At 59.5% G+C, this 22,631-nt stretch carries 20 protein-coding genes; 11 read left to right on the top strand and 9 right to left on the bottom strand.

Going from position 1 to position 22,631, the window contains the following annotated elements:
- Positions 1-96: 96 nt before the first annotated feature.
- The 3 genes from AC1DRN_RS07015 to AC1DRN_RS07005 all read right to left on the bottom strand — a co-directional run bounded on the left by AC1DRN_RS07015 (position 97) and on the right by AC1DRN_RS07005 (position 3,410).
- On the bottom strand, positions 97-1,041 hold the full coding sequence (locus tag AC1DRN_RS07015) for an ornithine cyclodeaminase family protein (protein WP_223459861.1): 945 nt from the start codon (positions 1,039-1,041) through the stop codon (positions 97-99).
- 123 nt (positions 1,042-1,164) lie between these two features.
- Positions 1,165-2,655 (bottom strand): ATP-dependent RNA helicase RhlB, encoded by a 1,491-nt coding sequence (rhlB, locus tag AC1DRN_RS07010; RefSeq protein WP_223459863.1) that lies wholly within the window; start codon positions 2,653-2,655, stop codon positions 1,165-1,167.
- 98 nt (positions 2,656-2,753) lie between these two features.
- Positions 2,754-3,410: an alpha/beta hydrolase gene (locus tag AC1DRN_RS07005; RefSeq protein WP_223459866.1), complete on the bottom strand. Its 657-nt coding sequence runs from the start codon at positions 3,408-3,410 to the stop codon at positions 2,754-2,756.
- A 468-nt stretch (positions 3,411-3,878) separates the two neighbouring features.
- Between AC1DRN_RS07005 and AC1DRN_RS07000 the strand changes: the two genes are divergently transcribed.
- The 4 genes from AC1DRN_RS07000 (at position 3,879) to AC1DRN_RS06985 (ending at position 8,058) form a co-directional block, all read left to right on the top strand.
- On the top strand, positions 3,879-4,910 hold the full coding sequence (locus AC1DRN_RS07000) for an amino acid ABC transporter substrate-binding protein (RefSeq protein WP_223459868.1): 1,032 nt from the start codon (positions 3,879-3,881) through the stop codon (positions 4,908-4,910).
- Between the two features lie 65 nt (positions 4,911-4,975).
- Complete coding sequence (locus AC1DRN_RS06995; RefSeq protein WP_223459871.1) at positions 4,976-6,157, top strand: amino acid ABC transporter permease; 1,182 nt, start codon at positions 4,976-4,978, stop codon at positions 6,155-6,157.
- Between the two features lie 10 nt (positions 6,158-6,167).
- Positions 6,168-7,265, top strand: coding sequence for an amino acid ABC transporter permease (locus AC1DRN_RS06990; RefSeq protein ID WP_223459873.1), 1,098 nt, complete (start codon positions 6,168-6,170; stop codon positions 7,263-7,265).
- A gap of 28 nt (positions 7,266-7,293) precedes the next feature.
- A complete protein-coding gene (locus AC1DRN_RS06985; RefSeq protein WP_223459875.1) occupies positions 7,294-8,058 on the top strand; it encodes an amino acid ABC transporter ATP-binding protein in 765 nt (254 codons plus the stop codon).
- Positions 8,059-8,126: 68 nt separating this feature from the next.
- Here the strand turns inward: AC1DRN_RS06985 and AC1DRN_RS06980 are convergent, their stop codons facing one another.
- Positions 8,127-9,752, bottom strand: a complete 1,626-nt coding sequence (locus AC1DRN_RS06980; protein WP_223459877.1) for a S8 family peptidase — start codon at positions 9,750-9,752, stop codon at positions 8,127-8,129.
- 267 nt (positions 9,753-10,019) lie between these two features.
- On the opposite strand from AC1DRN_RS06980, the gene AC1DRN_RS06975 reads away from it, so the two are divergent.
- The 5 genes from AC1DRN_RS06975 to AC1DRN_RS06955 all read left to right on the top strand — a co-directional run bounded on the left by AC1DRN_RS06975 (position 10,020) and on the right by AC1DRN_RS06955 (position 13,931).
- Entirely contained in the window at positions 10,020-10,679 is a 660-nt protein-coding gene (locus tag AC1DRN_RS06975) for a FadR/GntR family transcriptional regulator (protein ID WP_223459879.1), read from the top strand.
- Positions 10,669-11,973, top strand: coding sequence for a CynX/NimT family MFS transporter (locus tag AC1DRN_RS06970; protein ID WP_223459881.1), 1,305 nt, complete (start codon positions 10,669-10,671; stop codon positions 11,971-11,973). Before AC1DRN_RS06975 ends, AC1DRN_RS06970 begins: the two co-directional genes overlap by 11 nt.
- Positions 11,974-12,084: 111 nt before the next feature.
- Positions 12,085-12,555: a nuclear transport factor 2 family protein gene (locus AC1DRN_RS06965; protein ID WP_223459883.1), complete on the top strand. Its 471-nt coding sequence runs from the start codon at positions 12,085-12,087 to the stop codon at positions 12,553-12,555.
- A 40-nt stretch (positions 12,556-12,595) separates the two neighbouring features.
- Positions 12,596-12,907, top strand: a complete 312-nt coding sequence (locus tag AC1DRN_RS06960) for a GIY-YIG nuclease family protein (RefSeq protein WP_223459885.1) — start codon at positions 12,596-12,598, stop codon at positions 12,905-12,907.
- Positions 12,908-12,995: 88 nt separating this feature from the next.
- The gene (locus tag AC1DRN_RS06955) at positions 12,996-13,931 is read left to right on the top strand and encodes a glutathione S-transferase family protein (RefSeq protein WP_223459887.1); all 936 of its coding nucleotides are present in this window, start codon (positions 12,996-12,998) and stop codon (positions 13,929-13,931) included.
- 113 nt (positions 13,932-14,044) lie between these two features.
- Here AC1DRN_RS06955 and AC1DRN_RS06950 read toward each other — a convergent pair whose 3' ends face one another.
- Positions 14,045-14,395 carry a glutaredoxin family protein gene (locus AC1DRN_RS06950; protein WP_223459889.1) on the bottom strand — a complete coding sequence of 117 codons (351 nt, stop codon included), beginning with the start codon at positions 14,393-14,395 and terminating at the stop codon, positions 14,045-14,047.
- The gene (gene yejK / locus AC1DRN_RS06945) at positions 14,395-15,399 is read right to left on the bottom strand and encodes a nucleoid-associated protein YejK (RefSeq protein WP_008018580.1); all 1,005 of its coding nucleotides are present in this window, start codon (positions 15,397-15,399) and stop codon (positions 14,395-14,397) included. The genes AC1DRN_RS06950 and yejK overlap by 1 nt, the downstream gene beginning before the upstream one ends.
- A 396-nt stretch (positions 15,400-15,795) precedes the next feature.
- Here yejK and AC1DRN_RS06940 point away from each other — a divergent pair, with 396 nt between their 5' ends.
- Positions 15,796-16,077, top strand: a complete 282-nt coding sequence (locus tag AC1DRN_RS06940; protein WP_007905514.1) for an HU family DNA-binding protein — start codon at positions 15,796-15,798, stop codon at positions 16,075-16,077.
- Between the two features lie 213 nt (positions 16,078-16,290).
- Positions 16,291-16,740 carry a DUF3757 domain-containing protein gene (locus AC1DRN_RS06935; protein WP_223459891.1) on the top strand — a complete coding sequence of 150 codons (450 nt, stop codon included), beginning with the start codon at positions 16,291-16,293 and terminating at the stop codon, positions 16,738-16,740.
- Positions 16,741-16,868: 128 nt separating this feature from the next.
- Here AC1DRN_RS06935 and rlmF read toward each other — a convergent pair whose 3' ends face one another.
- The 3 genes from rlmF to AC1DRN_RS06920 all read right to left on the bottom strand — a co-directional run bounded on the left by rlmF (position 16,869) and on the right by AC1DRN_RS06920 (position 22,481).
- Positions 16,869-17,900, bottom strand: coding sequence for a 23S rRNA (adenine(1618)-N(6))-methyltransferase RlmF (gene rlmF, locus AC1DRN_RS06930; protein WP_223459893.1), 1,032 nt, complete (start codon positions 17,898-17,900; stop codon positions 16,869-16,871).
- A 178-nt stretch (positions 17,901-18,078) separates the two neighbouring features.
- Complete coding sequence (locus tag AC1DRN_RS06925) at positions 18,079-20,925, bottom strand: valine--tRNA ligase (RefSeq protein ID WP_223459896.1); 2,847 nt, start codon at positions 20,923-20,925, stop codon at positions 18,079-18,081.
- Positions 20,926-21,164: 239 nt separating this feature from the next.
- Positions 21,165-22,481 carry an MFS transporter gene (locus tag AC1DRN_RS06920; protein WP_477786659.1) on the bottom strand — a complete coding sequence of 439 codons (1,317 nt, stop codon included), beginning with the start codon at positions 22,479-22,481 and terminating at the stop codon, positions 21,165-21,167.
- Positions 22,482-22,631 lie beyond the last annotated feature (150 nt).

Genomic DNA, 22,631 nt, shown 5'->3' with positions numbered 1-22,631 from the left:
GAGCGAGCTTGCTCGCGATTGCGGTCAATCATTCAGCATGGATGTCGACTGACTTGACGCTATCGCGAGCAAGCCCGCTCCCACAGGATCTAAGTGTTAGTGAGATAGGCGATAGATCGCATTGGCCAGCGCAATGTCTTCCAGACCCAGGCCGATGGAGCGGAAAAACACATGGCGATCGTAATCCGGTCGCAGGACTTTTTCGCTGAGCAGGTCGGGCAGGTCGCCGACAATCGCGCTCGTGTCCCAGCCGTGCTGCTCGGTGGCGATCAGCATTTCTCCGGCCGAGCCCGGGGTGGTCAGTCGATAGTCGCAGAATACCTGCATATCGTTGAGGCTCTGGGGCGGCACTTCGTGGGCGCGCGGCGCATTGGTGCTGATGGAGGTGATCAGTGCCGGTTTGCGTAAGTGAGACGGGTCGATCACCGGGCCGGGGGAGGAGGTGCAGAGCATGATCACGTCGGCGTCCTCAACGGCGGCTTCGCGACTGTCGAGGATGTTCAGGCGTGGCTCGATGTTTTTCAGCAGACCGACGGTGTCAGGATCGTCGCTCAGGCTCGGCGCGTACAGGTTGATGCTTTGCCAGTCGCGCAGGCCTTTCACGTAGTGCAGGTGCGCCTGGGCCACTTTACCGCTGCCGATGATGGCCAGGCGATTGGCTGAGAGCGGCGCGAGGGCGTCGACCGCTACGGCGGTGGTCGCGGCGGTGCGTGCGGTGGTCAGTTCACCGGCGTCGCACAGCAACAGCGGCTGGCCGGTCTGCGTCGACATCAGCAGAGTCCACGCGGTCACCAATGGTCCCTGATCACGGACGATGTACGGCGAAGTCTTGATCCCGTACACGCCGTCTTCGGCCAACACACCCAAGTAGTTGATGAAGTCGCCGGCAGCCTGTGGGAACTCCACCAGTTGCTGCGCCGGTTGCACTGCTTGCCCGGTCGCCAGGTCACGGAACATTTTGCGCAGGATCTGCGGTACGTCGACCTGCGCCAGCAACTCGCGAGCCTGGTTCTGGTTGATCACTTGGGGCGTACTGGACATGGTCGGCTCCGGAATTGAAAGTAAACTAATTTGTCTATTATGGACTTTTAGTTATCGCGAGCAATATCCAAAGCAAAAAAAAGCGCAGTCCGTTTCCGGCTGCGCTTGTCTTTTCAGCGTCGCTTAATGGGGACGCTTGCGTTCAACGGCCCGCAACAGATGCGTCGGTGGCGTTTCACAACTGATCTTGCGCCCCAGCAGTTCTTCGATGGACGGTAGCTGGTAGGAGTCGTCTTCACCGGCAAAGCTGATGGACACACCGTCGGCACCGGCGCGACCGGTACGACCGATGCGGTGCACGTAGTCGTCCGGCACTTCCGGCAGGGTGAAGTTGATCACGTGGCTGATGCCGTCAATGTGGATGCCGCGGCCGGCCACGTCGGTGGCCACCAGCACGCGGATCTTGCCTTCGCGGAAGCCTTCCAGGGTCTTGATGCGCTTGTGCTGCGGCACGTCGCCGGATAGTTGCGCGGCGTTGATGCCGTCGCGCACCAGGCGTTCTTCGATGCGTCGCACTTCATCCTTGCGGTTGGCGAACACGATCACCCGCTCCCAACCATTGTCGTTGACCAGGTTGTAGAGCAGTTTGTATTTGTCGGCACCGGCCACCGCGTAGATGTGCTGCTCGACGTTTTCGCTGGCCACGTTCTGCGCTTCGATCTCGACGATCGACGGGTCGGTGGTCCATTGCTTGGCCAGGTTCATCACGTCTTCGGTGAAGGTCGCGGAGAACAGCAGCGTCTGACGCTCGGACTTCGGCGGTGTCTGGCGAATGATCTGGCGCACTTGCGGGATGAAGCCCATGTCGAGCATGCGGTCGGCTTCGTCCAGCACCATCACTTCGACCATGTCCAGATGCACATCGCCGCGCTGGTTGAAGTCCAGCAGACGGCCCGGCGTGGCCACGAGGATGTCGCAGTGGCGGGCCTCGAGGTGCTTGAGCTGCTTGTCGAAGTCCATGCCGCCGACGAACGTCATGACGTTGAGGCCAGTGTATTTGGTCAGGTCGGCGGCGTCCTTGGCGATCTGTACTACCAGTTCGCGGGTCGGCGCGATGATCAGCGCCCGTGGTTCACCCATGTAGCGCTCTTTCGGCGGCGGGGTTTGCAGCAACTGGGTGATGATCGAGATCAGGAACGCAGCGGTTTTGCCGGTACCGGTCTGGGCGCGGCCGATGGCGTCTTTGCCCGCGAGGGTGAAGCCCAGCACCTGTGCCTGGATCGGCGTGCAATACGGGAAGCCCAGGTCCTGGATGGCGTGCATCAGTTCAGGGGCGAGTTTGAAATCGTGGAAGCGGGTTTTGCCTTCCTGGGGTTCGACGACGAAGTCTTCGAGTTTCCATGGGATGACCGGCGCCTTGGGCTTGGGTTCGCGGCGCGGTTTGGCGGGTTTCGGCGTTTCGCTGTGTGGCTGTTCCGGGGCTGTTACTGCCGCAGGCTGGGCAGCTTCTGCGGTCTTTGGCTCATGCTTGGGTGCCGCAGCAGGGGCGGCCCGTTCAGACAGATTACCGTCGGTGCGGTGGCCGGGAGCGTAAGACGCAGGGCTGGGAACTGGCGCGAGTTGCTCAGTCTCGCTTTTACCGAACATTTTCTTGAGTGCTTTGAGCACGGTCATCTCATCAATTGGTTAAGGAATGTACGCCGGCCAGTGTAATGCAAGAAGCGGGCGCGGCGTAGTGGGATGGATCAAAGGGGGCTTTTAATCCTGAATGCTCAGCGCAAGCGTTCGGCGAGCCAGACGCCGATGTCGCGAATTTCTTCGGGTAACACTTCGTGACCCATTGGGTACTCCTGCCATGTCACGGTGACACCACGCAGCTTCAAATGCTCGTAGGCGCTGCGTCCCATCGAGTTTTGCACCACATCGTCATACTGGCCGTGCATCGACAGCACCGGAATGCGCTGCTGGCTGGCGGACAGTTGGAGTTCGTCGCTGAAGGTCGGTGCATAAGTAGAAAGGGCAACTACGCCACCCAGTGGTCCCTGCCATTTCAGGAATGCGGTGTGGAACACCACGGCACCGCCCTGGGAAAAACCTGCCAGGAAAATCCGCGAGGCGTCTATTCCGCTGGCGCGCTGCGTCTCAACCAGTTCGATGATCCAGTTGGCCGACTCTTCGAGTTGTTCGCGATTGATTGCGCGCGCCGGGCTCATGGCCAATATGTCGTACCAGCTTGGCATCTCGTAACCGCCATTGATGGTCACGGCGCGGCTCGGTGCCTGGGGCAAAACGAAGCGGGTGCTCAACAGGCTTTCCTGTAGCGCTTCGGCCACCGGCAGGAAGTCATAGCGGTCGGCGCCCAGGCCATGCAGCCAGATGACGCAGGCGTCTGCGGTCTTGACGGGTTCAAGAATCAAGGGGTTGGTCATGGCTGCTCCAATGTTGTGCGTGCGCGCTCATTAAGTGCGTGATCGAAGTGCGCGTCAGGTTGATCCGTTAAGAAGATGTCGCAAGGGTACAAGTTTTGCTATTGACCTGCAGCTGAAGCGCTTTGGCAGGCGGTGTGGTACGGGCTTTGCTATGGAGAAACGGTGCAACACATCTCGCGCCCGGCGGTAACACTATCAGTGTACTGCCGACTGTGGGATAGCAATGAATCCGGTGATGGATGTTCGCCAAGGGCCGCTACGGGGCTTCGCGAACGTGAAAGGGCTACAGCCCGTTCGGCCGATTGGTGAGAAGTGAGTAATCCATGATGTGGATTTTCTCCTACTAGAATCATAGCTAACGTCTTACGTCGGTTGACCCCAAAAAAAGCCAACACGGGTCGACTACGCCTCAAAAGGGTGCGACAGGACTCACGCTCCGACACAACAAGAGCAAAACTGGAGGTTTGAATGAAGATGTTGAAATCCACCCTGGCTATCGTGACTGCAGCCGCGGTACTCGGTGTCAGCGGGTTTGCCCAGGCGGGCGCAACCCTGGATGCAGTAATGAAGAAAGGTTTCGTGCAGTGTGGCGTCAGCGATGGCTTGCCAGGCTTCTCGGTTCCGGATTCCACCGGCAAGATCGTCGGTATCGATGCTGACTACTGCCGTGCAGTAGCGGCGGCTGTCTTCGGCGACGCGACCAAGGTCAAGTTCAGCCAGTTGAACGCCAAGGAGCGCTTCACCGCGCTGCAATCCGGCGAAATCGACATCCTGTCGCGCAACACCACCATGACCAGCTCCCGTGACGCGGGCATGGGCCTGAAATTCCCGGGCTTCATCACCTACTACGACGGCATCGGCTTCCTGGTAAACAACAAGCTGGGCGTCAAGAGCGCCAAGGAACTGGACGGTGCAACCATCTGCATCCAGGCCGGTACCACTACCGAGCTGAACGTTTCCGACTACTTCCGCGGCAACGGCCTGAAATACACCCCGATCACCTTCGACACCTCCGACGAAAGCGCCAAGTCGCTGGAATCCGGTCGTTGCGACGTACTGACCTCGGACAAATCCCAGCTGTTCGCCCAACGCAGCAAGCTGGCTTCGCCGAAGGACTACGTGGTTCTGCCGGAAACCATTTCCAAGGAACCTCTGGGCCCGGTCGTGCGTAATGGCGACGACGAGTGGCTGGCCATCGTGCGCTGGACTGGCTACGCCATGCTCAACGCTGAAGAAGCCGGCGTCACTTCGAAGAACGTCGAAGCCGAAGCCAAGGGCACCAAGAACCCGGACGTTGCCCGTCTGCTGGGTACCGACGGTGAATACGGCAAAGACCTGAAAGTGAAGAAAGACTGGGTCGTGCAGATCGTCAAGCAAGTGGGTAACTACGGCGAAGTGTTCGAGAAAAACCTCGGCAAGGGCACTCCGCTGGAAATCGACCGCGGGCTGAACGCTCTGTGGAACGCTGGCGGCATTCAATACGCACCACCAGTGCGCTGATGGTTCTATCACCCGGTGGGCCAACCGCCGGGTGATGTTCTGTTCCATTATTTGCGGGGCACTTCATGCAAAATTCAATCGGCGCACCAAAGCAGAGGCTCAGCCTCAGCGATCCTAAAGTGCGTGCGTGGCTATTCCAGATCATCACCATTGTGGCGGTGGTCTCGATGGGCTGGTATCTGTTCGATAACACCCAGACCAACCTGCAACACCGGGGCATTACCTCCGGTTTTGACTTTCTGGAGCGCAGTGCCGGTTTCGGCATCGCTCAACACCTGATCGACTACACCGAATCGGACACCTATGCCCGAGTGTTTGTCATCGGCCTGCTCAACACGCTGCTGGTGACCTTCATCGGCGTGATCCTGGCGACGATCCTCGGGTTCATCGTCGGCGTGTCACGGCTGTCGAAGAACTGGATCATCAGCAAGGTAGCGACGGTGTATGTGGAAGTCTTCCGCAACATTCCGCCGCTGCTGCAGATCCTGTTCTGGTATTTCGCGGTGTTCCTGACCATGCCGGGGCCGCGCAACAGCCATAACTTCGGCGACACCTTCTTTGTCAGCGCCCGCGGCTTGAACATGCCGGCCGCTCTGATGGCGGATGGTTTCTGGCCGTTCGTAGTCAGCGTCGTGGTGGCCATCGTCGCCATCGTGCTGATGAGCCGCTGGGCCACCAAGCGCTTCGAAGAAACCGGTGTGCCGTTCCACAAGTTCTGGGTCGGCCTTGCGCTGTTCCTGGTGATCCCGGCGCTGTGCGCCCTGATCTTCGGCGCGCCGCTGCACTGGGAAATGCCGAAGCTGCAAGGCTTCAACTTCGTTGGTGGCTGGGTGCTGATCCCGGAACTGCTGGCGCTGACCCTGGCCCTGACCGTGTACACCGCGGCGTTCATCGCCGAGATCGTGCGCTCGGGCATCAAGTCGGTCAGCCATGGCCAGACCGAGGCGGCGCATTCGCTTGGGCTGCGCAACGGCCCGACCCTGCGCAAGGTGATCATCCCGCAAGCCCTGCGCGTGATCATTCCACCGCTGACCAGCCAATACCTGAACCTGGCGAAGAACTCTTCGCTGGCGGCCGGTATCGGTTATCCAGAGATGGTGTCGCTGTTCGCCGGGACCGTGCTCAACCAGACCGGGCAGGCGATCGAGGTGATTGCGATCACCATGAGCGTGTACCTGGCGATCAGTATCAGCATTTCCCTGCTGATGAACTGGTACAACAAGCGCATTGCGCTGATCGAGCGGTAAGGAAAAGCGCATGAGCACTCATACTTTCAAACCTGACATGCCGCCACCGAGCAAAGTCTTCGGGCCGGTGGCGTGGATGCGCGCGAACATGTTCTCCAGCTGGCTCAACACTCTGCTGACCCTGTTTGCGTTCTACCTGATCTACCTGGTGGTGCCGCCGATTCTGCACTGGGCCATCCTCGACGCCAACTGGGTGGGCTCCACCCGCGCCGACTGCACCAAGGATGGCGCCTGCTGGGTGTTCATCCAACAGCGTTTCGGCCAGTTCATGTACGGCTACTACCCGCCGGAAATGCGCTGGCGCGTGGACCTGACGGTGTGGCTGGCGATTGTCGGCGTGGCGCCATTGTTCATCTCGCGCTTTCACCATAAAGCGGTGTACGGGCTGGGCTTCCTGGTGCTGTACCCGATCTTTGCCTACTTCCTGCTGAATGGCGGTATCTTCGGCCTGACCAGCGTGGCGACCAGCCAGTGGGGCGGCCTGATGCTGACCCTGGTGATCGCCACCGTCGGCATCGCCGGCGCGCTGCCACTGGGGATTGTCCTGGCTCTGGGCCGTCGTTCGAACATGCCGGCGATTCGCGTGGTCTGCGTGACCTTCATCGAGTTCTGGCGCGGCGTGCCGTTGATCACGGTGCTGTTCATGTCCTCGGTGATGCTGCCGCTGTTCCTGCCCGAAGGCATGAACTTCGACAAGCTGTTGCGGGCGCTGATCGGCGTGATCCTGTTCCAGTCGGCCTACGTGGCCGAGGTGGTGCGCGGCGGTCTGCAAGCGATTCCCAAGGGGCAGTACGAAGCGGCTGCGGCGATGGGGCTGGGCTACTGGCGCAGCATGGGCCTGGTGATTCTGCCGCAAGCCCTGAAGCTGGTGATCCCCGGCATCGTCAACACCTTCATTGCGCTGTTCAAGGACACTAGCCTGGTGATCATCATCGGCCTGTTCGACCTGCTCAACAGCGTCAAGCAAGCCGCCGCCGATCCGAAATGGCTGGGCATGGCCACCGAAGGCTATGTGTTCGCCGCCCTGGTGTTCTGGATTTTCTGTTTTGGTATGTCGCGCTATTCCATGCATCTGGAACGCAAGCTCGACACAGGCCACAAGCGCTAAGTCGCTACCTAATTTAGGAAGTTCTCCAATGAGCGAAGCAATCAAAAAGCCTGTGAGCCCTGAAGGCATTATTCAGATGCAGGGCGTGAACAAGTGGTACGGCCAGTTCCACGTGCTCAAAGACATCAATCTCAACGTCAAGCAGGGCGAGCGTATCGTGCTGTGCGGGCCGTCGGGTTCGGGCAAGTCCACCACCATCCGCTGCCTCAACCGACTGGAAGAGCACCAGCAGGGCCGCATCGTGGTCGATGGCGTGGAACTGACCAACGACCTCAAGCAGATCGAAGCGATCCGTCGTGAAGTCGGCATGGTGTTCCAGCACTTCAACCTGTTCCCGCACCTGACCATTTTGCAGAACTGCACCCTGGCGCCGATGTGGGTGCGCAAGATGCCCAAGCGCAAGGCCGAGGAAATCGCCATGCACTACCTGGAACGCGTACGCATTCCGGAGCAGGCGCATAAATTCCCGGGGCAACTGTCCGGCGGTCAGCAGCAGCGTGTGGCGATCGCCCGTGCGCTGTGCATGAAACCGAAAATCATGCTGTTCGACGAACCGACTTCGGCCCTCGACCCGGAGATGGTGAAAGAGGTACTGGACACCATGATCGGCCTGGCCGAAGACGGCATGACCATGCTCTGCGTGACCCACGAAATGGGCTTCGCCCGCACCGTGGCCAACCGCGTGATCTTCATGGACAAGGGCGAAATCGTCGAACAGGCTGCACCGAACGACTTCTTCGACAAGCCGCAGAATGAACGCACCAAGCTGTTCCTGAGCCAGATCCTGCATTGATTGGTCAGTGACTGTCTCAAAGAGCCCCGCCGATTGATCGGCGGGGCTTTTTTTTTTACGTGTTTGGGTCAGTCTGCGGTTTTGCCGCGTTCCAGTGCCAATTGCACTGCCCGGAGGGCATTGAGGCGACCATGGCCGTAGTAATGACTGTGGCCGTTTTGATCGTATTGACCGAGGGGACCGTCGTCGGCGTGGCTGATTTTGTCACAGCAATCGGCGAGGAGCTGTCGAACCCGCCCGCGGTCCAGTGCCGGGTTGACCCCCAGTACCAGAGCTGCCACGCCCGCGGCTCCAGGACAGGCACTGGAAGTGCCGCTGAACAAATCGGTGTAGGCAGCATTGATCGGGTCGACAAACCGGCCGCTCAGATCCGTGGTTCGAATGCCTCGAGTCTGGGGGGTTGAGGTGGCGGGTTTAAACTTTGGATCCGGGTGTGGCTGGTCCCCGCTGGGGAAGCAACACCACAGTGCTTTGCCGTAGTCACTGTAGGCACTGCGACGATTTTGATCATTGCAGGCACCCACGGCAATAACCATGGGATGGCTGGCATAGCCATCGTTGTCCACGCTTTCGTTGCCGTTGCCGGCACCAAAAAAAATGACGCAGCCTTTCCCCTGGCGGCCCTTGGTCGCTGCGTACTCTATGGCCAGGCGGGTGCTCGCGGCCAGCGCAAACTCCTGAGAGTGCCTGGCGTCGGTAGGGTCAGCCCAATGTCCTTCCGGCGGCCCCCAACTGCAGGAAATGATATCGGCCCCTTGGTCCGCGGCCCAGAAAAACGCATCTGCTTCGGCCCGGGCGCCTAGTGGCTTGGTCAGTTTCAACGGCATGAGACTGGCTCGAGGGGCCACGCCGCTGGCGCCGGCTTCACCATTGGCGCATGCAACACCGGCTGCTGCCGTACCGTGGCGCTCAAGGGGGTTTTTCGGCCGAGGGCCTTGACGGGCGTTATGGCGGTCAAAGTTTCTCGCTCCGATGATTTTGCCGGTACTGGCGAACTCGGGGTGATCGATATCAAAGGCATCGTCGATGATCGCGATCACGATGCCTTCACCTTGGGCCAAGGCATGGGCTGCCTCGACATTGGCGCTGGCATCGACCTGAACTTGATAGGTGACGGTGGTTTTTTTCAGGTGCCATTGGTTGTCATGGATGGCCCGGCGTTGCCCCGGACGCAGTATTTCCGGGTGGCAGTAGTCGACGTCCTGACGATCGAGCAATTGAAGTGTAAATGAGCAGACTTCAGTGCCGTGACAATGTGCGTGATATACGAAAAAGGCGTTGGCCGCGTAGGGAACCTGCTGTTTGATGGTCAAACCCAATTCGTCGAGGATAACCAGGCACTCTGTCGCAGTGAGTCGATCGACGAACTTCAGGAAAATGTTTTCGGTGTAGAAAACAGGTTCCCGGGTATGAGGATCGACCAGGGCGCTGCCGGCGAAGCGTACGTCTGGCAACTCGCGCAGCAATGCCTTGCATTGGGCTACATCTGAATTGTCCGGCAGTTTGAATAGCTGAACGTCGGCGTCCTCGATGTGCAGTACCAACTCACTGTTGGCCAATGCCTGTCGAGCTTTTTTGCAGCGTAACGTCTCATCAAGCTTGCTCCCGGCCTGACTGCGTACAACGAGCAGTTGCCGATCCTTTTCCAGTAAAAAACGACGGCTGTGCTTCTTGCCGAAAATGACTTCTTCCATTGGCTGCTCCCATTCCCTTTGGATATTCGAGCGTAAGTGCCCGCATTCAAAGTCCGAAAGTCTGATGGTCTGTCTCAATTTCGGATGTCAGCTCTTTCGTGTGGCCTGGGTGGGAAATCACTTTCAGTCGTCAGGAATTTCATCTTTTGCCTTAAGGAGACTTCAGGCCTCAGGGTGAGACGCGATAGAGGATGGCTTGCCTGATTGGATGAAGCTGACTACCATGTCAGAAAATTCATCCTATGATTGGATGAGAGGGCGAATTCCATGTCAGAAATCTCTCCATTAGTAAAACGATCCCTGGTCGATCAGGCTTTGGATCAATTGCGCCTGCGCATCAACCAAGGCGTTTGGGTCGTGGGTCAGCGGTTGCCCACCGAGCCTGAGTTGTCCGCCGAGCTGGGCATCAGCCGTAACACCGTGCGCGAAGCCATGCGCGTGTTGGCGTTTTCCGGGTTGATCGAAATCCGTCAGGGCGACGGCAGTTACCTGCGCGCGGTGATCGATCCGCTCGATACCTTGAAGGCGCTGTCCCGTTGCTCCCTTGAACAGGCCCGGGAAACCCGGCACATCCTCGAAGTCGAGGCCATTGGCCTGGCGGCAGTGCGCCGTACCGATGAGGACCTGGTGGCATTGCGCGAGGCCCTGGGTGTCAGCGGCAGCCACTATCACGGCGATCTCGATACCTATATCGCCTGCGACCTGGTGTTCCACCGCCGTCTGGTGGACGCCGCGCACAACCCGACCCTCAGCGAGTTGTACCGCTATTTCTCCAGCATCGTCGGCGCGCAGTTGCGCCAGACCCTGAGCATCGTCCCGCGCCGCCAGGAAGTGTTCGACCTGCACATCGAATTGCTCGATGCCGTCGAACAACGCGACCCGGAACGGGCCAAAGCCCTGTCGAGGCAGTTGATCAATGAACCTTGAAACCGAGAAGTCCATGCACCGCAGTGAGTTATCCACAACCCTGAAACGCTCGGCAGAGCTGGAAGAGCTGCTGATCGACGCCGAGGCGGATGACGAACAGGTCCAGCAAACCCACCCGGTTTTGCGCCGGCCATGGCTGTTGCTGATGGGCCTGATACTGGTGGCGCTGAACCTGCGCCCGGCGCTGTCGAGCATGGCGCCGATGCTCAGTGAGGTCTCGAAGTCCCTTGGTTTGTCGGCGTCCGCGGCAGGATTGCTGACCACGTTGCCGGTGCTTTGCCTGGGCCTGTTTGCGCCGCTGGCGCCGGTGCTGGCGCGACGATTTGGTGCGGAGCGGGTGGTGCTGGGCATTCTTTTGACCCTGGCGGGCGGGATCATCCTGCGCAGTTCGTTCGGTGAAATCGGCCTGTTTGCCGGTAGCGTACTGGCCGGCGCCAGCATCGGCGTGATCGGCGTGTTGCTGCCGGGCATCGTCAAGCGCGATTTTCCGAAACAGGCCGGAACCATGACCGGCGTCTACACCATGGCCCTGTGTCTGGGCGCGGCGATGGCGGCGGGTGCGACGGTGCCGCTGAGCGAGCATTTCGACAAAAGCTGGGCGCTGGGTCTCGGCTTCTGGGTCATTCCGGCATTTGCGGCGGCACTGTTCTGGCTGCCGCAAGTCGGCCAGAAACACGGAGCGCACAACGTCGCCTATCGCGTTCGAGGCTTGCTGCGCGATCCGCTGGCCTGGCAGGTGACCCTGTACATGGGCCTGCAATCGTCCCTGGCCTACATCGTGTTCGGCTGGTTGCCGTCGATTCTGATCGGGCGCGGCCTGACTCCGACCCAGGCCGGGCTGGTGCTCTCGGGTTCGGTGATCGTTCAACTGGTCAGTTCCCTCGCCGCGCCATGGCTGGCAACGCGCGGCAAGGATCAGCGCCTGGCAATCGTGATCGTGATGGCCCTGACCCTCGGTGGTCTGTTTGGTTGCCTGTATGCACCGATCGAAGGCTTGTGGGGCTGGGCGATCGTACTCGGGTTGGGGCAGGGCGCCACGTTCAGCCTGGCGTTGACCCTGATTGTGCTGCGCTCGCGGGACTCCCATGTGGCGGCGAACCTGTCGAGCATGGCCCAGGGCTTCGGTTACACCCTGGCGTCCATGGGGCCGTTCGCGGTCGGTATCGTGCATGACTGGACCGGCGGCTGGACGGCAGTGGGCTGGATCTTCGGTGTCATCGGCCTTGGTGCGATTCTCGCCGGTCTGGGGGCCGGACGTGCGTTGTACGTGCAGGTCGAAAGCGAAAAGGTCTGATCCCCGCACACTGTCGGTATTCGTCTTGCGAATGCCGATAGTGTTCGACCCATTTGCAGACTATCGTGCTGGCAATCTTTCGATACCCATTGCACAACAGGAAGTCTGCCCATGAGTGAAGTCCACAGCGCCTTGATCACCCGGTTCTACCAAGCCTTCCAGCGTCTCGATGGCGAAGCGATGGCTGCCTGCTACACCGATGACGTGGTGTTCAGTGACCCGGCGTTCGGCGAGCTTCGTGGTCGTGATGCTGGCGATATGTGGTGCATGCTCACCAGCCGCGCCAAGGATTTCTCCCTGACCTTCGATCATGTCCGTGCCGATGAACGTACCGGTAGCGCCCATTGGGTCGCGACCTATCTGTTCAGTCAGACCGGCAATGCCGTGGTCAATGACATCCAGGCACGCTTTGTCTTTCGCGATGGCAAGATCTGCGAGCATCACGACAGTTTCGACCTGTGGACATGGTCGCGTCAGGCCCTGGGTTTCAAAGGCTTGCTGCTGGGCTGGACGCCACTTGTCCGCAACGCCGTTCGCTCACAGGCCCTGAAGGGGCTGAAGGCATTCCAGGCCAGTCGCTGATAAGATCGCGGCTTGTTTCCTTTCAAGCCCTGAACGTTACGTGACCACCCTCAGCGAAAGCCCCGTCGCCGCCGACACCCCCGCGAGCAAAACCTGGTTCGTCTACCTCGTTCGTGCTGCGAACGGTTCGCTCTATTGTGGGATCAGCGATGATCCCGTGCGTCGTTTCGCCAAGCATCAAAGCGGCAAGGGCGCGCGATTCTTTCTTTCCAGCCCGGCCATGGCCCTGGTCTACACCGAACGCTGTCGCGACAAAAGCGATGCGTTGCGTCAGGAACGGCTGATCAAGCAGCTCAAGAAGAGCGCAAAGGAATGCCTGGTGGCGAGCGCCGCCTCTGGCTTATCACCCTGAATGATCAGTTCCCATCAGGCAGATCTGTAGGCTGCCAGCTGATTGCGCGCTAAGCTGCGGATTCCTGATCCTTGCGGCGGAGCCGAGCATGTCCGAGTTGATTCTGCATCATTACCCGACGTCCCCCTTTGCCGAGAAGGCTCGCCTGCTGCTGGGCTTCAAGGGCTTGTCCTGGCGTTCGGTGAAGATCTCGCCAGTGATGCCCAAACCGGATCTCACGGCGTTGACCGGTGGCTATCGCAAGACGCCGGTGTTGCAGGTCGGTGCCGATATTTATTGCGACACGGCATTGATCGCCCGGCGACTGGAACAGGAAAAAGCCTTGCCAGCGTTCTTCCCGGAAGGTCAGGAAATGATCGCCGCATCGTTTGCTGCCTGGGCCGATTCGGTGGTGTTCCAGCATGCGGTCAGCCTGGTGTTCCAGCCGGAATCGATAGCGGTGCGCTTTGGCAATTTGTCGCCGGAAGCGATCAAGGCGTTTCTGGCCGACCGCGCCGGTTTGTTCAGTGGTGGTAGTGCGACAAAACTGTCCGCCGAGCAGGCCAGACACCAGTGGCCGACGATCATGTCTCGCCTGGAGCAACAGTTGCAGCGCGAAGAAGGCGATTACCTGTTTGGCGAACCGTCGATTGCCGACTTCGCTTTGGCTCATTCGCTGTGGTTTCTCAAGGCGACGCCGGTCACGGCGCCCCTGGTCGATGCTTATCCGGCGGTTGTCGCCTGGCATGCGAGGGTTTTGGGCTTCGGTCATGGTGCGTCCAGCGAGATGAGCTCCGAGGAGGCTCTGGCAGTGGCGCGCGCGTCCACGCCAGCGGCATTGCCGGATGAGCAGTTTGTCGATCCCAATGGATTCAAGGCGGGGCAACAGGTAGTGATCGCGGCCACGGACTATGGCGTTGATCCGGTCGTGGGAGAGCTGCTGTTTGCCGGTAGCGAAGAATTGATCGTGCGACGCAAGGACGAGCGTGGCGGTGTGGTGCATGTGCACTTTCCGCGGTTTGGTTTCCGGATCGAAGCCTGCTGAAAGAAACTTGTGGGAGCGAGCTTGCTCGCGATGGCGGACTGACATTCAACAAGATTGTTGGATGTGTTGGCCTCATCGTCGGAACGCCGCCCGGACCAAGCTCGCTCCCACAGTTATTTCAACGCAGCCAAAATCGCATCCGGGTCATACCCGCGAATCAGGGTTCCGTTTACATCGATGATCGGAATCCCGCCGCCACCCAAGGCTGCATAGTCCTTGCGAGCGTCGGCATCCTTTTCGATATCGAATTCCTTGTACGGAATGCCTTTCTGATCGAGAAAGCGCCGGGTCAGCTTGCAGTAACCACACCACTCGGTGGCGTAGAGCACGACGTTGGCCTGGGCCTCCGTCTGCGCAGGCACCACCTGCGAAGGATTGAACACTCGCTCGATCTTGCCCCAGTTCTGATAAGCCACGACCACCAGCAGGATCAGCAGGAATTTTTTCAGTACGCCGCCGAGCATCAGTTGCGACGCTTCAACTGATCGGTGAGCGAAGTGGGCAGGCCCTTGATGATCAACGTGCCGGCTTCTTCGTCGTACTCGATCTTCGAGCCCAGCAGGTGCGCTTCGAAACTGATCGACAGGCCTTCGGCGCGGCCAGTGAACCGGCGGAACTGGTTCAGGGTGCGTTTATCGGCCGGGATTTCCGGCGACAGACCGTAATCCTTGTTGCGGATGTGATCGTAGAAGGCCTTCGGGCGTTCTTCGTCGATCAGCCCTGACAATTCTTCCAGACCCATCGGTTCGCCGAGTTTCGCCTGGCTGCTGGCGTAATCCACCAGGGTCTTGGTCTTCTCGCGGGCGTCGTCTTCCGGCAGGTCTTCGCTTTCGACGAAATCGCTGAAGGCTTTGAGCAGGGTGCGGGTTTCACCCGGACCGTCGACGCCTTCCTGACAGCCGATGAAGTCGCGGAAATACTCCGAAACCTTTTTGCCGTTCTTGCCTTTTATGAACGAAATGTACTGCTTGGATTGTTTGTTGTTCTGCCACTCGGAAACGTTGATCCGCGCGGCCAGGTGCAACTGGCCAAGGTCCAGGTGACGGGACGGGGTCACGTCCAGCTCGTCGGTCACGGCCACGCCTTCACTGTGGTGCAGCAGGGCGATGGCCAGGTAGTCGGTCATGCCTTGTTGGTAGTGCGCGAACAGCACGTGGCCGCCGACCGACAGGTTCGACTCTTCCATCAGCTTTTGCAGATGCTCGACTGCCACACGGCTGAATGCAGTGAAATCCTGGCCGCCCTCGAGGTACTCCTTCAGCCAGCCGCTGAACGGGAACGCGCCGGATTCCGGATGGAACAGGCCCCAGGCTTTACCCTGTTTGGCGTTATAGCTTTCGTTGAGGTCGGCGAGCATGTTCTCGATGGCCGCGGACTCAGCCAGCTCAGAGTCACGGGCGTGGAGAACTGCGGGTGTGCCGTCGGGTTTTTTGTCGATCAGGTGGACGATGCAATGACGGATCGGCATGGGCTTCTCGGCTGAATGAAGAGAGGAGGGCGTGCTCCCCCGAAAAAGCGCCCAGTGTACCGCAACCACTGGTTTTGGCGCGGTGCGAAGGGCAATTGACGGGCGACCGACGGCGCTTATGCGTTTTTTTCCTGTTTTAGCGCAATAAAGCTGACCAAATGGGTAGCTAGAGGCGGATATTTCCACGTCTGTGTGCTAGCTTTGCCCGGTCTTGCGCGAAGTCACTGCGTTAAGCGTGCAGTCAGCATTTGTCAGGTCGAACCAAACCCTGATTTCGGTATCTATAACCCCGATCCCGAGGTTATTTGGCCGAGGGTGCCAGATCCAGAAGATCGGGCTCGATGGCTGACATTGCACTCTGCAATCCATATGAATTTGATAGGGAAGGAACACTAAATGGCTCTTACTAAAGACCAACTGATCGCCGACATCGCTGAAGCTATCGACGCGCCGAAAACCACCGCGCGTAACGCTCTGGACCAACTGGGCCAAATCGTTGCCGATCAGCTGGAAAACGGCGGCGAAATCACTCTTCCAGGCATCGGCAAACTGAAAGTGACTGAACGCCCTGCCCGTACTGGCCGTAACCCTTCGACTGGCGCTGCCATCGAAATCGCTGCCAAGAAAGTGATCAAGCTGGTTGTGGCCAAAGGCCTGACCGACGCTGTCAACAAGTAAGACTTGTTAAAAAAACCGTGCGCCGGAGCGATCCGGGCACGGTTTTTTTGTGTCTGTCGCAACGATCATTTTTTCCACGTATATATAGAGAACTTTCCTACGCCACTGATAGTTGAGTGTATGCCTTGAGTCGGTAGTATCGAACAGGTGTGGCGCTCGGCTTTGCGTAAAAGCTAAAAACTAAATTCCAGTTGTTAGTTACAGGAAGGTTCTATGAAATTTAAACAGCTAGTGATGTGTATATCTATTCTTTCGTCCGGTCATGCCTGGGCAAATGTCACGGAGTACTGCCCAAACCCTTCCGACATCAAGGAGGAGGCTCCAGGTGTTTATATAGCCTCTATCGTCAGCGGCGATGGTGAGTGGTACGGCGTGTCCCAAAAGGGCCGTGGGCCGGTGGGTGAGTTCGACGTAGCAGTATTCAAATCTCACACGGATGTCGAGGGTAGCACTGTCATTGGCGAAATCCTGCGCTGTGGTTACCTGTTGCAAAAGGGTGATGCGGTGGATATGAGATTTCAGGGCAAAGAAAAAGAAAAAGAAACTTTGGTAAGTATTGATATCAAGGATCCGTGGACGCAGTGGTATTCCCAGTACTATTGCGAGAGCAAGGAACCGCGTGCGTGTAAATTCAACGAGCTAATTCGCCCGGCGAAACGCTGATGCGAAACTTATTAGTAAAAGTTGCTGAACTGGTTGTTGATCAAGGTCTGGTCGAAGTTGTTCACAAGTAGACTTGTTAAAAGCCGTGCACTGGAACAATCCGGGCACGGTTTTTTTGTCCGCTACAACTACTCCGCTGAAGCCTTGGTCCATCGCGCCTGGCGCCAGGCCTGTTGCTGCGCGTTGGTCTGGAAGGTCCAGGCGACGAAGCGGCTCTGCTTTTGTCCCTGGCCCATTTCGACCACCTGGCTGTCCAGCGCGCCGGCCCTTTTCAAGGCGGTCTGGATCGCCGGCAGGTTCGACGCCTTTGACACCAGCGTGCTGAACCACAGTACTTGTTGTGCCACCTGCACGCTCTCGCTGACCAGTTGCGTGACGAAACGCACCTCTCCGCCCTCACACCACAATTCCGCCGCTTGCCCGCCAAAGTTCAACACCGGCAGCTTGCGTTTCGGATCGGCTTTGCCCAAGGCTCGCCATTTGCGCGTGCTGCCCCGTGTGGCCTCGTCCAGCGAGGCGTGGAATGGCGGGTTGCACATGGTCAGGTCGAACCGCTCTGCGCTCTCCAGCAGGCCTGTGAGGATCTGCTTGGGATTACTCTGCTGGCGTACCTGGATCGCTTTGTTCAGGCCATTGGATTGAATGATGGCCTTCGCCGCGGCAACGGCGGTCGCATCGATATCGGAGCCAAGGAACTGCCAGCGATAGTCGCTGTAACCGATCAGCGGATACACGCAGTTGGCGCCCATGCCGATGTCCAGCACCTTCACGGCGGCGCCCCGGGGGATCACACCGTCATTGCTGCTGGCCAGCAGGTCGGCGAGGAAGTGCACGTAATCGGCACGGCCTGGCACCGGTGGGCACAGGTAGTCGGCCGGAATGTCCCAGTGAGCGATGCCATAGAACGACTTGAGCAGCGCCCGGTTGAACACCCGCACGGCTTCCGGGCTGGCGAAGTCGATGCTTTCCTTGCCGTACGGATTGATGATCACGAACTTCTTCAGTTCCGGGGCGCTTTTGATCAGCGCCGGAAAGTCGTAGCGACCCTGATGGCGATTGCGCGGGTGCAGGCTGGCCTTTTCCTTCGGGGCGACGGCCGTGGCCGGAGTCTTCGGAGCAGGTTTTTGGCGCGCAGGCTTGGGGGAGCGGGGGGCGGTCATGGGTGTGGTCGATTCGGGTATGGCTGAAAGTGGCGGGCATTGTCCCACATCCGGCCGATGTGAACCCAATTGTGGTAATCAGCACATAACCCTGTGGGATCTTCCTGAGTTGTGAAAACATGGCAGGCACAAAAAAGGGAGACCATTGCAGGCCTCCCTCTTTCATTGCGATCTGCCGTTACAAACTGGCAATCCGCGCATGCTGCTCGGCCAGCTTGCCCAGGGCCTGTTCGGCCTCGGCCAGTTTGGCGCGTTCTTTGTCGATGACTTCGGCTGGCGCCTTGTCAACGAAACCGGCATTGGACAGCTTGCCGCCGACACGTTGCACTTCACCCTGCAAACGCTGGATTTCCTTGTCCAGACGCGCCAGTTCCGCACCTTTGTCGATCAGGCCAGCCATTGGCACCAGCACCTCCATCTCGCCGACCAGCGCGGTGGCGGACAGCGGAGCTTCGTCGCCGGCAGCCAGTACGGTGATCGATTCGAGGCGCGCCAGCTTCTTCAGCAGGGCTTCGTTCTCGGTCAGACGACGCTGATCCTCGGCGCTTACGTTCTTCAGGAACAGCGGCAGCGGTTTGCCCGGGCCGATGTTCATTTCGCCACGGATGTTACGGGTTCCGAGCATCAGGCCCTTGAGCCATTCGATGTCATCTTCGGCCGCCTGATCGATGCGTGTTTCGTTGGCCACTGGCCAAGGTTGCAGCATGATCGTCTTGCCTTCGATACTGGCCAGCGGCGCGATGCGCTGCCAGATTTCTTCGGTGATGAACGGCATGAACGGATGCGCCAGACGCAGGGCGACTTCCAGTACACGCACCAGGGTGCGACGGGTGCCGCGCTGGCGTTCGACCGGCGCGTTTTCGTCCCACAGCACCGGCTTGGACAGCTCCAGGTACCAGTCGCAATACTGGTTCCAGATGAACTCGTACAAGGCTTGTGCCGCCAGGTCGAAACGGAACTGATCGAGCTGGCGGGTCACTTCGGCTTCGGTGCGTTGCAGCTGCGAAATGATCCAGCGATCGGCCAGCGACAGTTCGTAGGCTTCGCCGTTCTGGCCACAGTCTTCGCCCTTGTCCAGCACGTAGCGCGCCGCGTTCCAGATCTTGTTGCAGAAGTTGCGATAGCCTTCGACGCGGCCCATGTCGAACTTGATGTCACGGCCGGTGGATGCCAGCGAGCAGAAGGTGAAGCGCAGGGCGTCGGTGCCGTAGCTGGCGATGCCTTCGGCGAACTCGTCGCGGGTCTGCTTCTCGATCTTCTTCGCCAGTTTCGGCTGCATCATGCCAGAGGTGCGTTTCTGCACCAGTGCTTCCAGCTCGATGCCGTCGATGATGTCCAGCGGGTCCAGGACGTTGCCCTTGGACTTGGACATCTTCTGGCCCTGGCCGTCACGCACCAGGCCATGCACGTACACAGTCTTGAACGGAACCTGCGGCGTGCCGTCTTCGTTTTTCACCAAATGCATGGTGAGCATGATCATCCGGGCAACCCAGAAGAAAATGATGTCGAAGCCAGTCACCAGGACGTCGGTGGAGTGGAATTTCTTCAGGAACTCGGTTTTTTCCGGCCAGCCGAGGGTGGAGAACGTCCACAGGCCCGAGCTGAACCAGGTGTCGAGAACGTCGTTGTCCTGTTGCAGCGCAACGTCCGGGCCGAGGTTGTGCTTGGCACGCACTTCGGCTTCGTCGCGACCGACGTAGACTTTGCCCGACTCGTCGTACCAGGCCGGAATCCGGTGGCCCCACCACAGCTGACGACTGATGCACCAGTCCTGGATGTCGCGCATCCACGAGAAGTACATGTTTTCGTACTGTTTCGGCACGAACTGGATGCGACCGTCTTCAACGGCGGCAATCGCAGGCTCGGCCAAAGGCTTGGTGGACACATACCACTGGTCGGTCAGCCATGGCTCGATGACGGTGCCGGAGCGGTCGCCTTTCGGTACTTTCAGGGCGTGATCGTCAACACTGACCAACAGACCGGCAGCGTCGAACGCGGCCACGATCTGCTTGCGGGCTTCGAAGCGGTCGAGGCCGGCGTATTCAGCCGGGATCTTGCCGTCGATGGTTTCGTTCAGCGTGCCGTCGAGGTTGAACACCTGGCAAGCCGGCAGGACGGCTGCGTTTTTGTCGAAGATGTTCAGCAGCGGCAGGTTGTGACGCTTGCCGACTTCATAGTCGTTGAAGTCGTGGGCCGGGGTGATTTTCACGCAGCCGGTGCCGAATTCAGGGTCGCAGTAATCGTCGGCGACGATCGGGATGCGGCGGCCAACCAGCGGCAGCTCGACAAATTTGCCGATCAGGGCTTTGTAGCGTTCATCGTTCGGGTTAACGGCCACGGCGGAGTCGCCGAGCATGGTTTCCGGGCGAGTGGTCGCGACGATCAGGAAGTCGTTGCCTTCAGCGGTCCTGGCGCCGTCGGCCAGCGGGTATTTCAGGTTCCACAGGAAACCTTTCTCGTCATGGTTCTCAACTTCCAGGTCGGAAATCGCCGTGTGCAGCTTGGTGTCCCAGTTGACCAGGCGCTTGCCGCGGTAGATCAGGCCATCTTCGTGCAGGCGAACGAAAGCTTCTTTAACGGCTTCCGAGAGGCCGTCGTCCATGGTGAAGCGCTCGCGGCTCCAATCTACGGACGAACCGAGGCGACGGATCTGACGGCTGATATTGCCGCCGGACTCATCCTTCCACTCCCAGACTTTCTCGAGGAATTTCTCGCGGCCCAGGTCATGGCGGCTCTGGCCCTTGGCTTCGAGCTGACGCTCTACCAGCATCTGCGTGGCGATACCGGCGTGGTCGGTACCCGGCTGCCACAGGGTGTTACGGCCCTGCATGCGGCGGAAACGGATCAGGGCGTCCATGATCGCGTTGTTGAAGCCGTGACCCATGTGCAGGCTGCCGGTGACGTTCGGCGGCGGGATCATGATGGTGTAGGACTCGCCCGCGCCTTGCGGGGCGAAGTAATTCTCTGACTCCCAGGTGTTGTACCAGGAAGTTTCAATGGCGTGCGGCTGGTAGGTCTTATCCATGCGCGGCGGGACCCTATTGGCATTTATTCAGGAAAAGCCGGGAAGTATAGCGGGGATGAGCCGATGCGCGTAGAGCGAGGTGACGGTGGGTGGGGGAAAAGCTGTGGCAAATCGAGATCTATTTAGTCAGTGAAGGCCCCATCGCGAGCAAGCTCGCTCCCACAGAGATATGTGCCGCACCACCATTTTGTGGGCGACGCTTAACTTGTGGGAGCGAGCTTGCTCGCGATTGCAATCTATCAGGCGACCTGATTCAAATCGTTATGCCGTGTTTCCTTCAGGCACAGCACCGCAATCAAACTCAGTACCGCCGCCCCGGACACATAACCGCCGACGTAACTCAACCCGCCCATCGCCACCAGTTTCTGGGCGAAGAACGGCGCCGCGGAAGCGCCGACGATACCGCCCAGATTGTAGGCCGCTGAGGCGCCGGTGTAGCGCACGTGGGTGGGGAACAGTTCCGGCAGCAGCGCACCCATCGGCGCAAATGTCACGCCCATCAGAAACAGTTCGATGCACAGGAACAACGCCACACCCCAGGTCGAGCCTTGGGTCAGTAGTGGCTCCATGAGGAAGCCGGACAGGATCGCCAGCACGCCACCGATGATCAGCACCGGTTTGCGCCCGTAGCGGTCGCTGGCCCAGGCCGACAGCGGGGTGGCGGCAGCCATGAACAGCACGGCGAAGCACAGCAGCCCGAGGAAGGTTTCACGGCTGTAGYCGAGCGTTGCCACGCCGTAACTCAGGGAAAACACGGTGGAGATGTAAAACAGCGCGTAGCACACCACCATCGCGCCGGCGCCCAGCAAGACGGGCGCCCAGTATTGGCCGAACAGCTCGAACAGCGGGATCTTCACTCGTTCCTGGCGCGCCATGGCGTTGGCGAATACCGGGGTCTCATGCAGCTTGAGGCGCACGTACAGGCCGACCATCACCAGCGCCGCGCTGAGCAGGAACGGAATACGCCAGCCCCACGAGCGGAACTGGTCATCGTCCAGCACCACGGCCAGGGTCAGGAACAAGCCGTTGGCCGCCAGAAAGCCGATGGATGGACCCAGCTGCGGGAACATGCCGAACCATGCGCGTTTGCCTTTCGGCGCGTTCTCCGTGGCCAGCAATGCCGCGCCACCCCATTCACCGCCCAATCCAAGGCCTTGTCCGAAGCGCAGGACGCAAAGCAGGATCGGTGCCCAGGCGCCAATGCTGTCGTAACCTGGCAGCACGCCGATCAGCGTGGTGCATACGCCCATCAGCAGCAGCGATGCGACCAGGGTCGATTTGCGACCGATACGGTCACCGAAGTGACCGAAAAGGGCTGAACCCAAGGGGCGTGCAAGGAAGGCGATACCGAACGTGAGAAACGCCGAAAGCATCTGGGCGGTGCCGGATGTCTGTGGAAAGAACACCGGGCCGATCACCAGCGCAGCGGCGGTGGCGTAAACGTAGAAGTCATAGAACTCGATGGCTGTGCCGATAAAACTCGCGGTGGCCACGCGGGTGGCTGAGTTCGTCGGTTGCGCAGGCGTGGAGTCGCTGTAAGTCGTGCTGGTCGTCATGCGGTTATCCCTGACAGTCATGTGCTCCGGTGGAGCGAATTATTATGGTCGAGAACCCAGGGATGTGGGTGAGGGCGCGGTCGCTGTTTCAGGTAGGAACAGTCGTCGGTTTGCTGCGGTTCTTGTTGATGGTCGGGCCGGAAGCTGCGA

Source organism: Pseudomonas sp. P5_B3 (assembly GCF_056400405.1).
Note: the sequence above shows the minus strand (reverse complement) of the source record. Positions and strands in the feature narration are given on the sequence as shown.

What these genes read in the sequence shown, in the direction of transcription:
- yejK (WP_008018580.1), bottom strand. Translation starts at nt 15,399, where the DNA reads ATGCCGATCCGTCATTGCATCGTCCACCTGATCGACAAAAAACCCGAC.
- AC1DRN_RS06940 (WP_007905514.1), top strand. Translation starts at nt 15,796, where the DNA reads ATGGCTCTTACTAAAGACCAACTGATCGCCGACATCGCTGAAGCTATC.
- AC1DRN_RS07000 (WP_223459868.1), top strand. Translation starts at nt 3,879, where the DNA reads ATGAAGATGTTGAAATCCACCCTGGCTATCGTGACTGCAGCCGCGGTA.
- AC1DRN_RS06965 (WP_223459883.1), top strand. Translation starts at nt 12,085, where the DNA reads ATGAGTGAAGTCCACAGCGCCTTGATCACCCGGTTCTACCAAGCCTTC.
- AC1DRN_RS06935 (WP_223459891.1), top strand. Translation starts at nt 16,291, where the DNA reads ATGAAATTTAAACAGCTAGTGATGTGTATATCTATTCTTTCGTCCGGT.
- rhlB (WP_223459863.1), bottom strand. Translation starts at nt 2,655, where the DNA reads ATGACCGTGCTCAAAGCACTCAAGAAAATGTTCGGTAAAAGCGAGACT.
- AC1DRN_RS06985 (WP_223459875.1), top strand. Translation starts at nt 7,294, where the DNA reads ATGAGCGAAGCAATCAAAAAGCCTGTGAGCCCTGAAGGCATTATTCAG.
- rlmF (WP_223459893.1), bottom strand. Translation starts at nt 17,900, where the DNA reads ATGACCGCCCCCCGCTCCCCCAAGCCTGCGCGCCAAAAACCTGCTCCG.
- AC1DRN_RS07015 (WP_223459861.1), bottom strand. Translation starts at nt 1,041, where the DNA reads ATGTCCAGTACGCCCCAAGTGATCAACCAGAACCAGGCTCGCGAGTTG.
- AC1DRN_RS06980 (WP_223459877.1), bottom strand. Translation starts at nt 9,752, where the DNA reads ATGGAAGAAGTCATTTTCGGCAAGAAGCACAGCCGTCGTTTTTTACTG.
- AC1DRN_RS06990 (WP_223459873.1), top strand. Translation starts at nt 6,168, where the DNA reads ATGAGCACTCATACTTTCAAACCTGACATGCCGCCACCGAGCAAAGTC.
- AC1DRN_RS06955 (WP_223459887.1), top strand. Translation starts at nt 12,996, where the DNA reads ATGTCCGAGTTGATTCTGCATCATTACCCGACGTCCCCCTTTGCCGAG.
- AC1DRN_RS06925 (WP_223459896.1), bottom strand. Translation starts at nt 20,925, where the DNA reads ATGGATAAGACCTACCAGCCGCACGCCATTGAAACTTCCTGGTACAAC.
- AC1DRN_RS06975 (WP_223459879.1), top strand. Translation starts at nt 10,020, where the DNA reads ATGTCAGAAATCTCTCCATTAGTAAAACGATCCCTGGTCGATCAGGCT.
- AC1DRN_RS06995 (WP_223459871.1), top strand. Translation starts at nt 4,976, where the DNA reads ATGCAAAATTCAATCGGCGCACCAAAGCAGAGGCTCAGCCTCAGCGAT.
- AC1DRN_RS06970 (WP_223459881.1), top strand. Translation starts at nt 10,669, where the DNA reads ATGAACCTTGAAACCGAGAAGTCCATGCACCGCAGTGAGTTATCCACA.
- AC1DRN_RS07005 (WP_223459866.1), bottom strand. Translation starts at nt 3,410, where the DNA reads ATGACCAACCCCTTGATTCTTGAACCCGTCAAGACCGCAGACGCCTGC.
- AC1DRN_RS06950 (WP_223459889.1), bottom strand. Translation starts at nt 14,395, where the DNA reads ATGCTCGGCGGCGTACTGAAAAAATTCCTGCTGATCCTGCTGGTGGTC.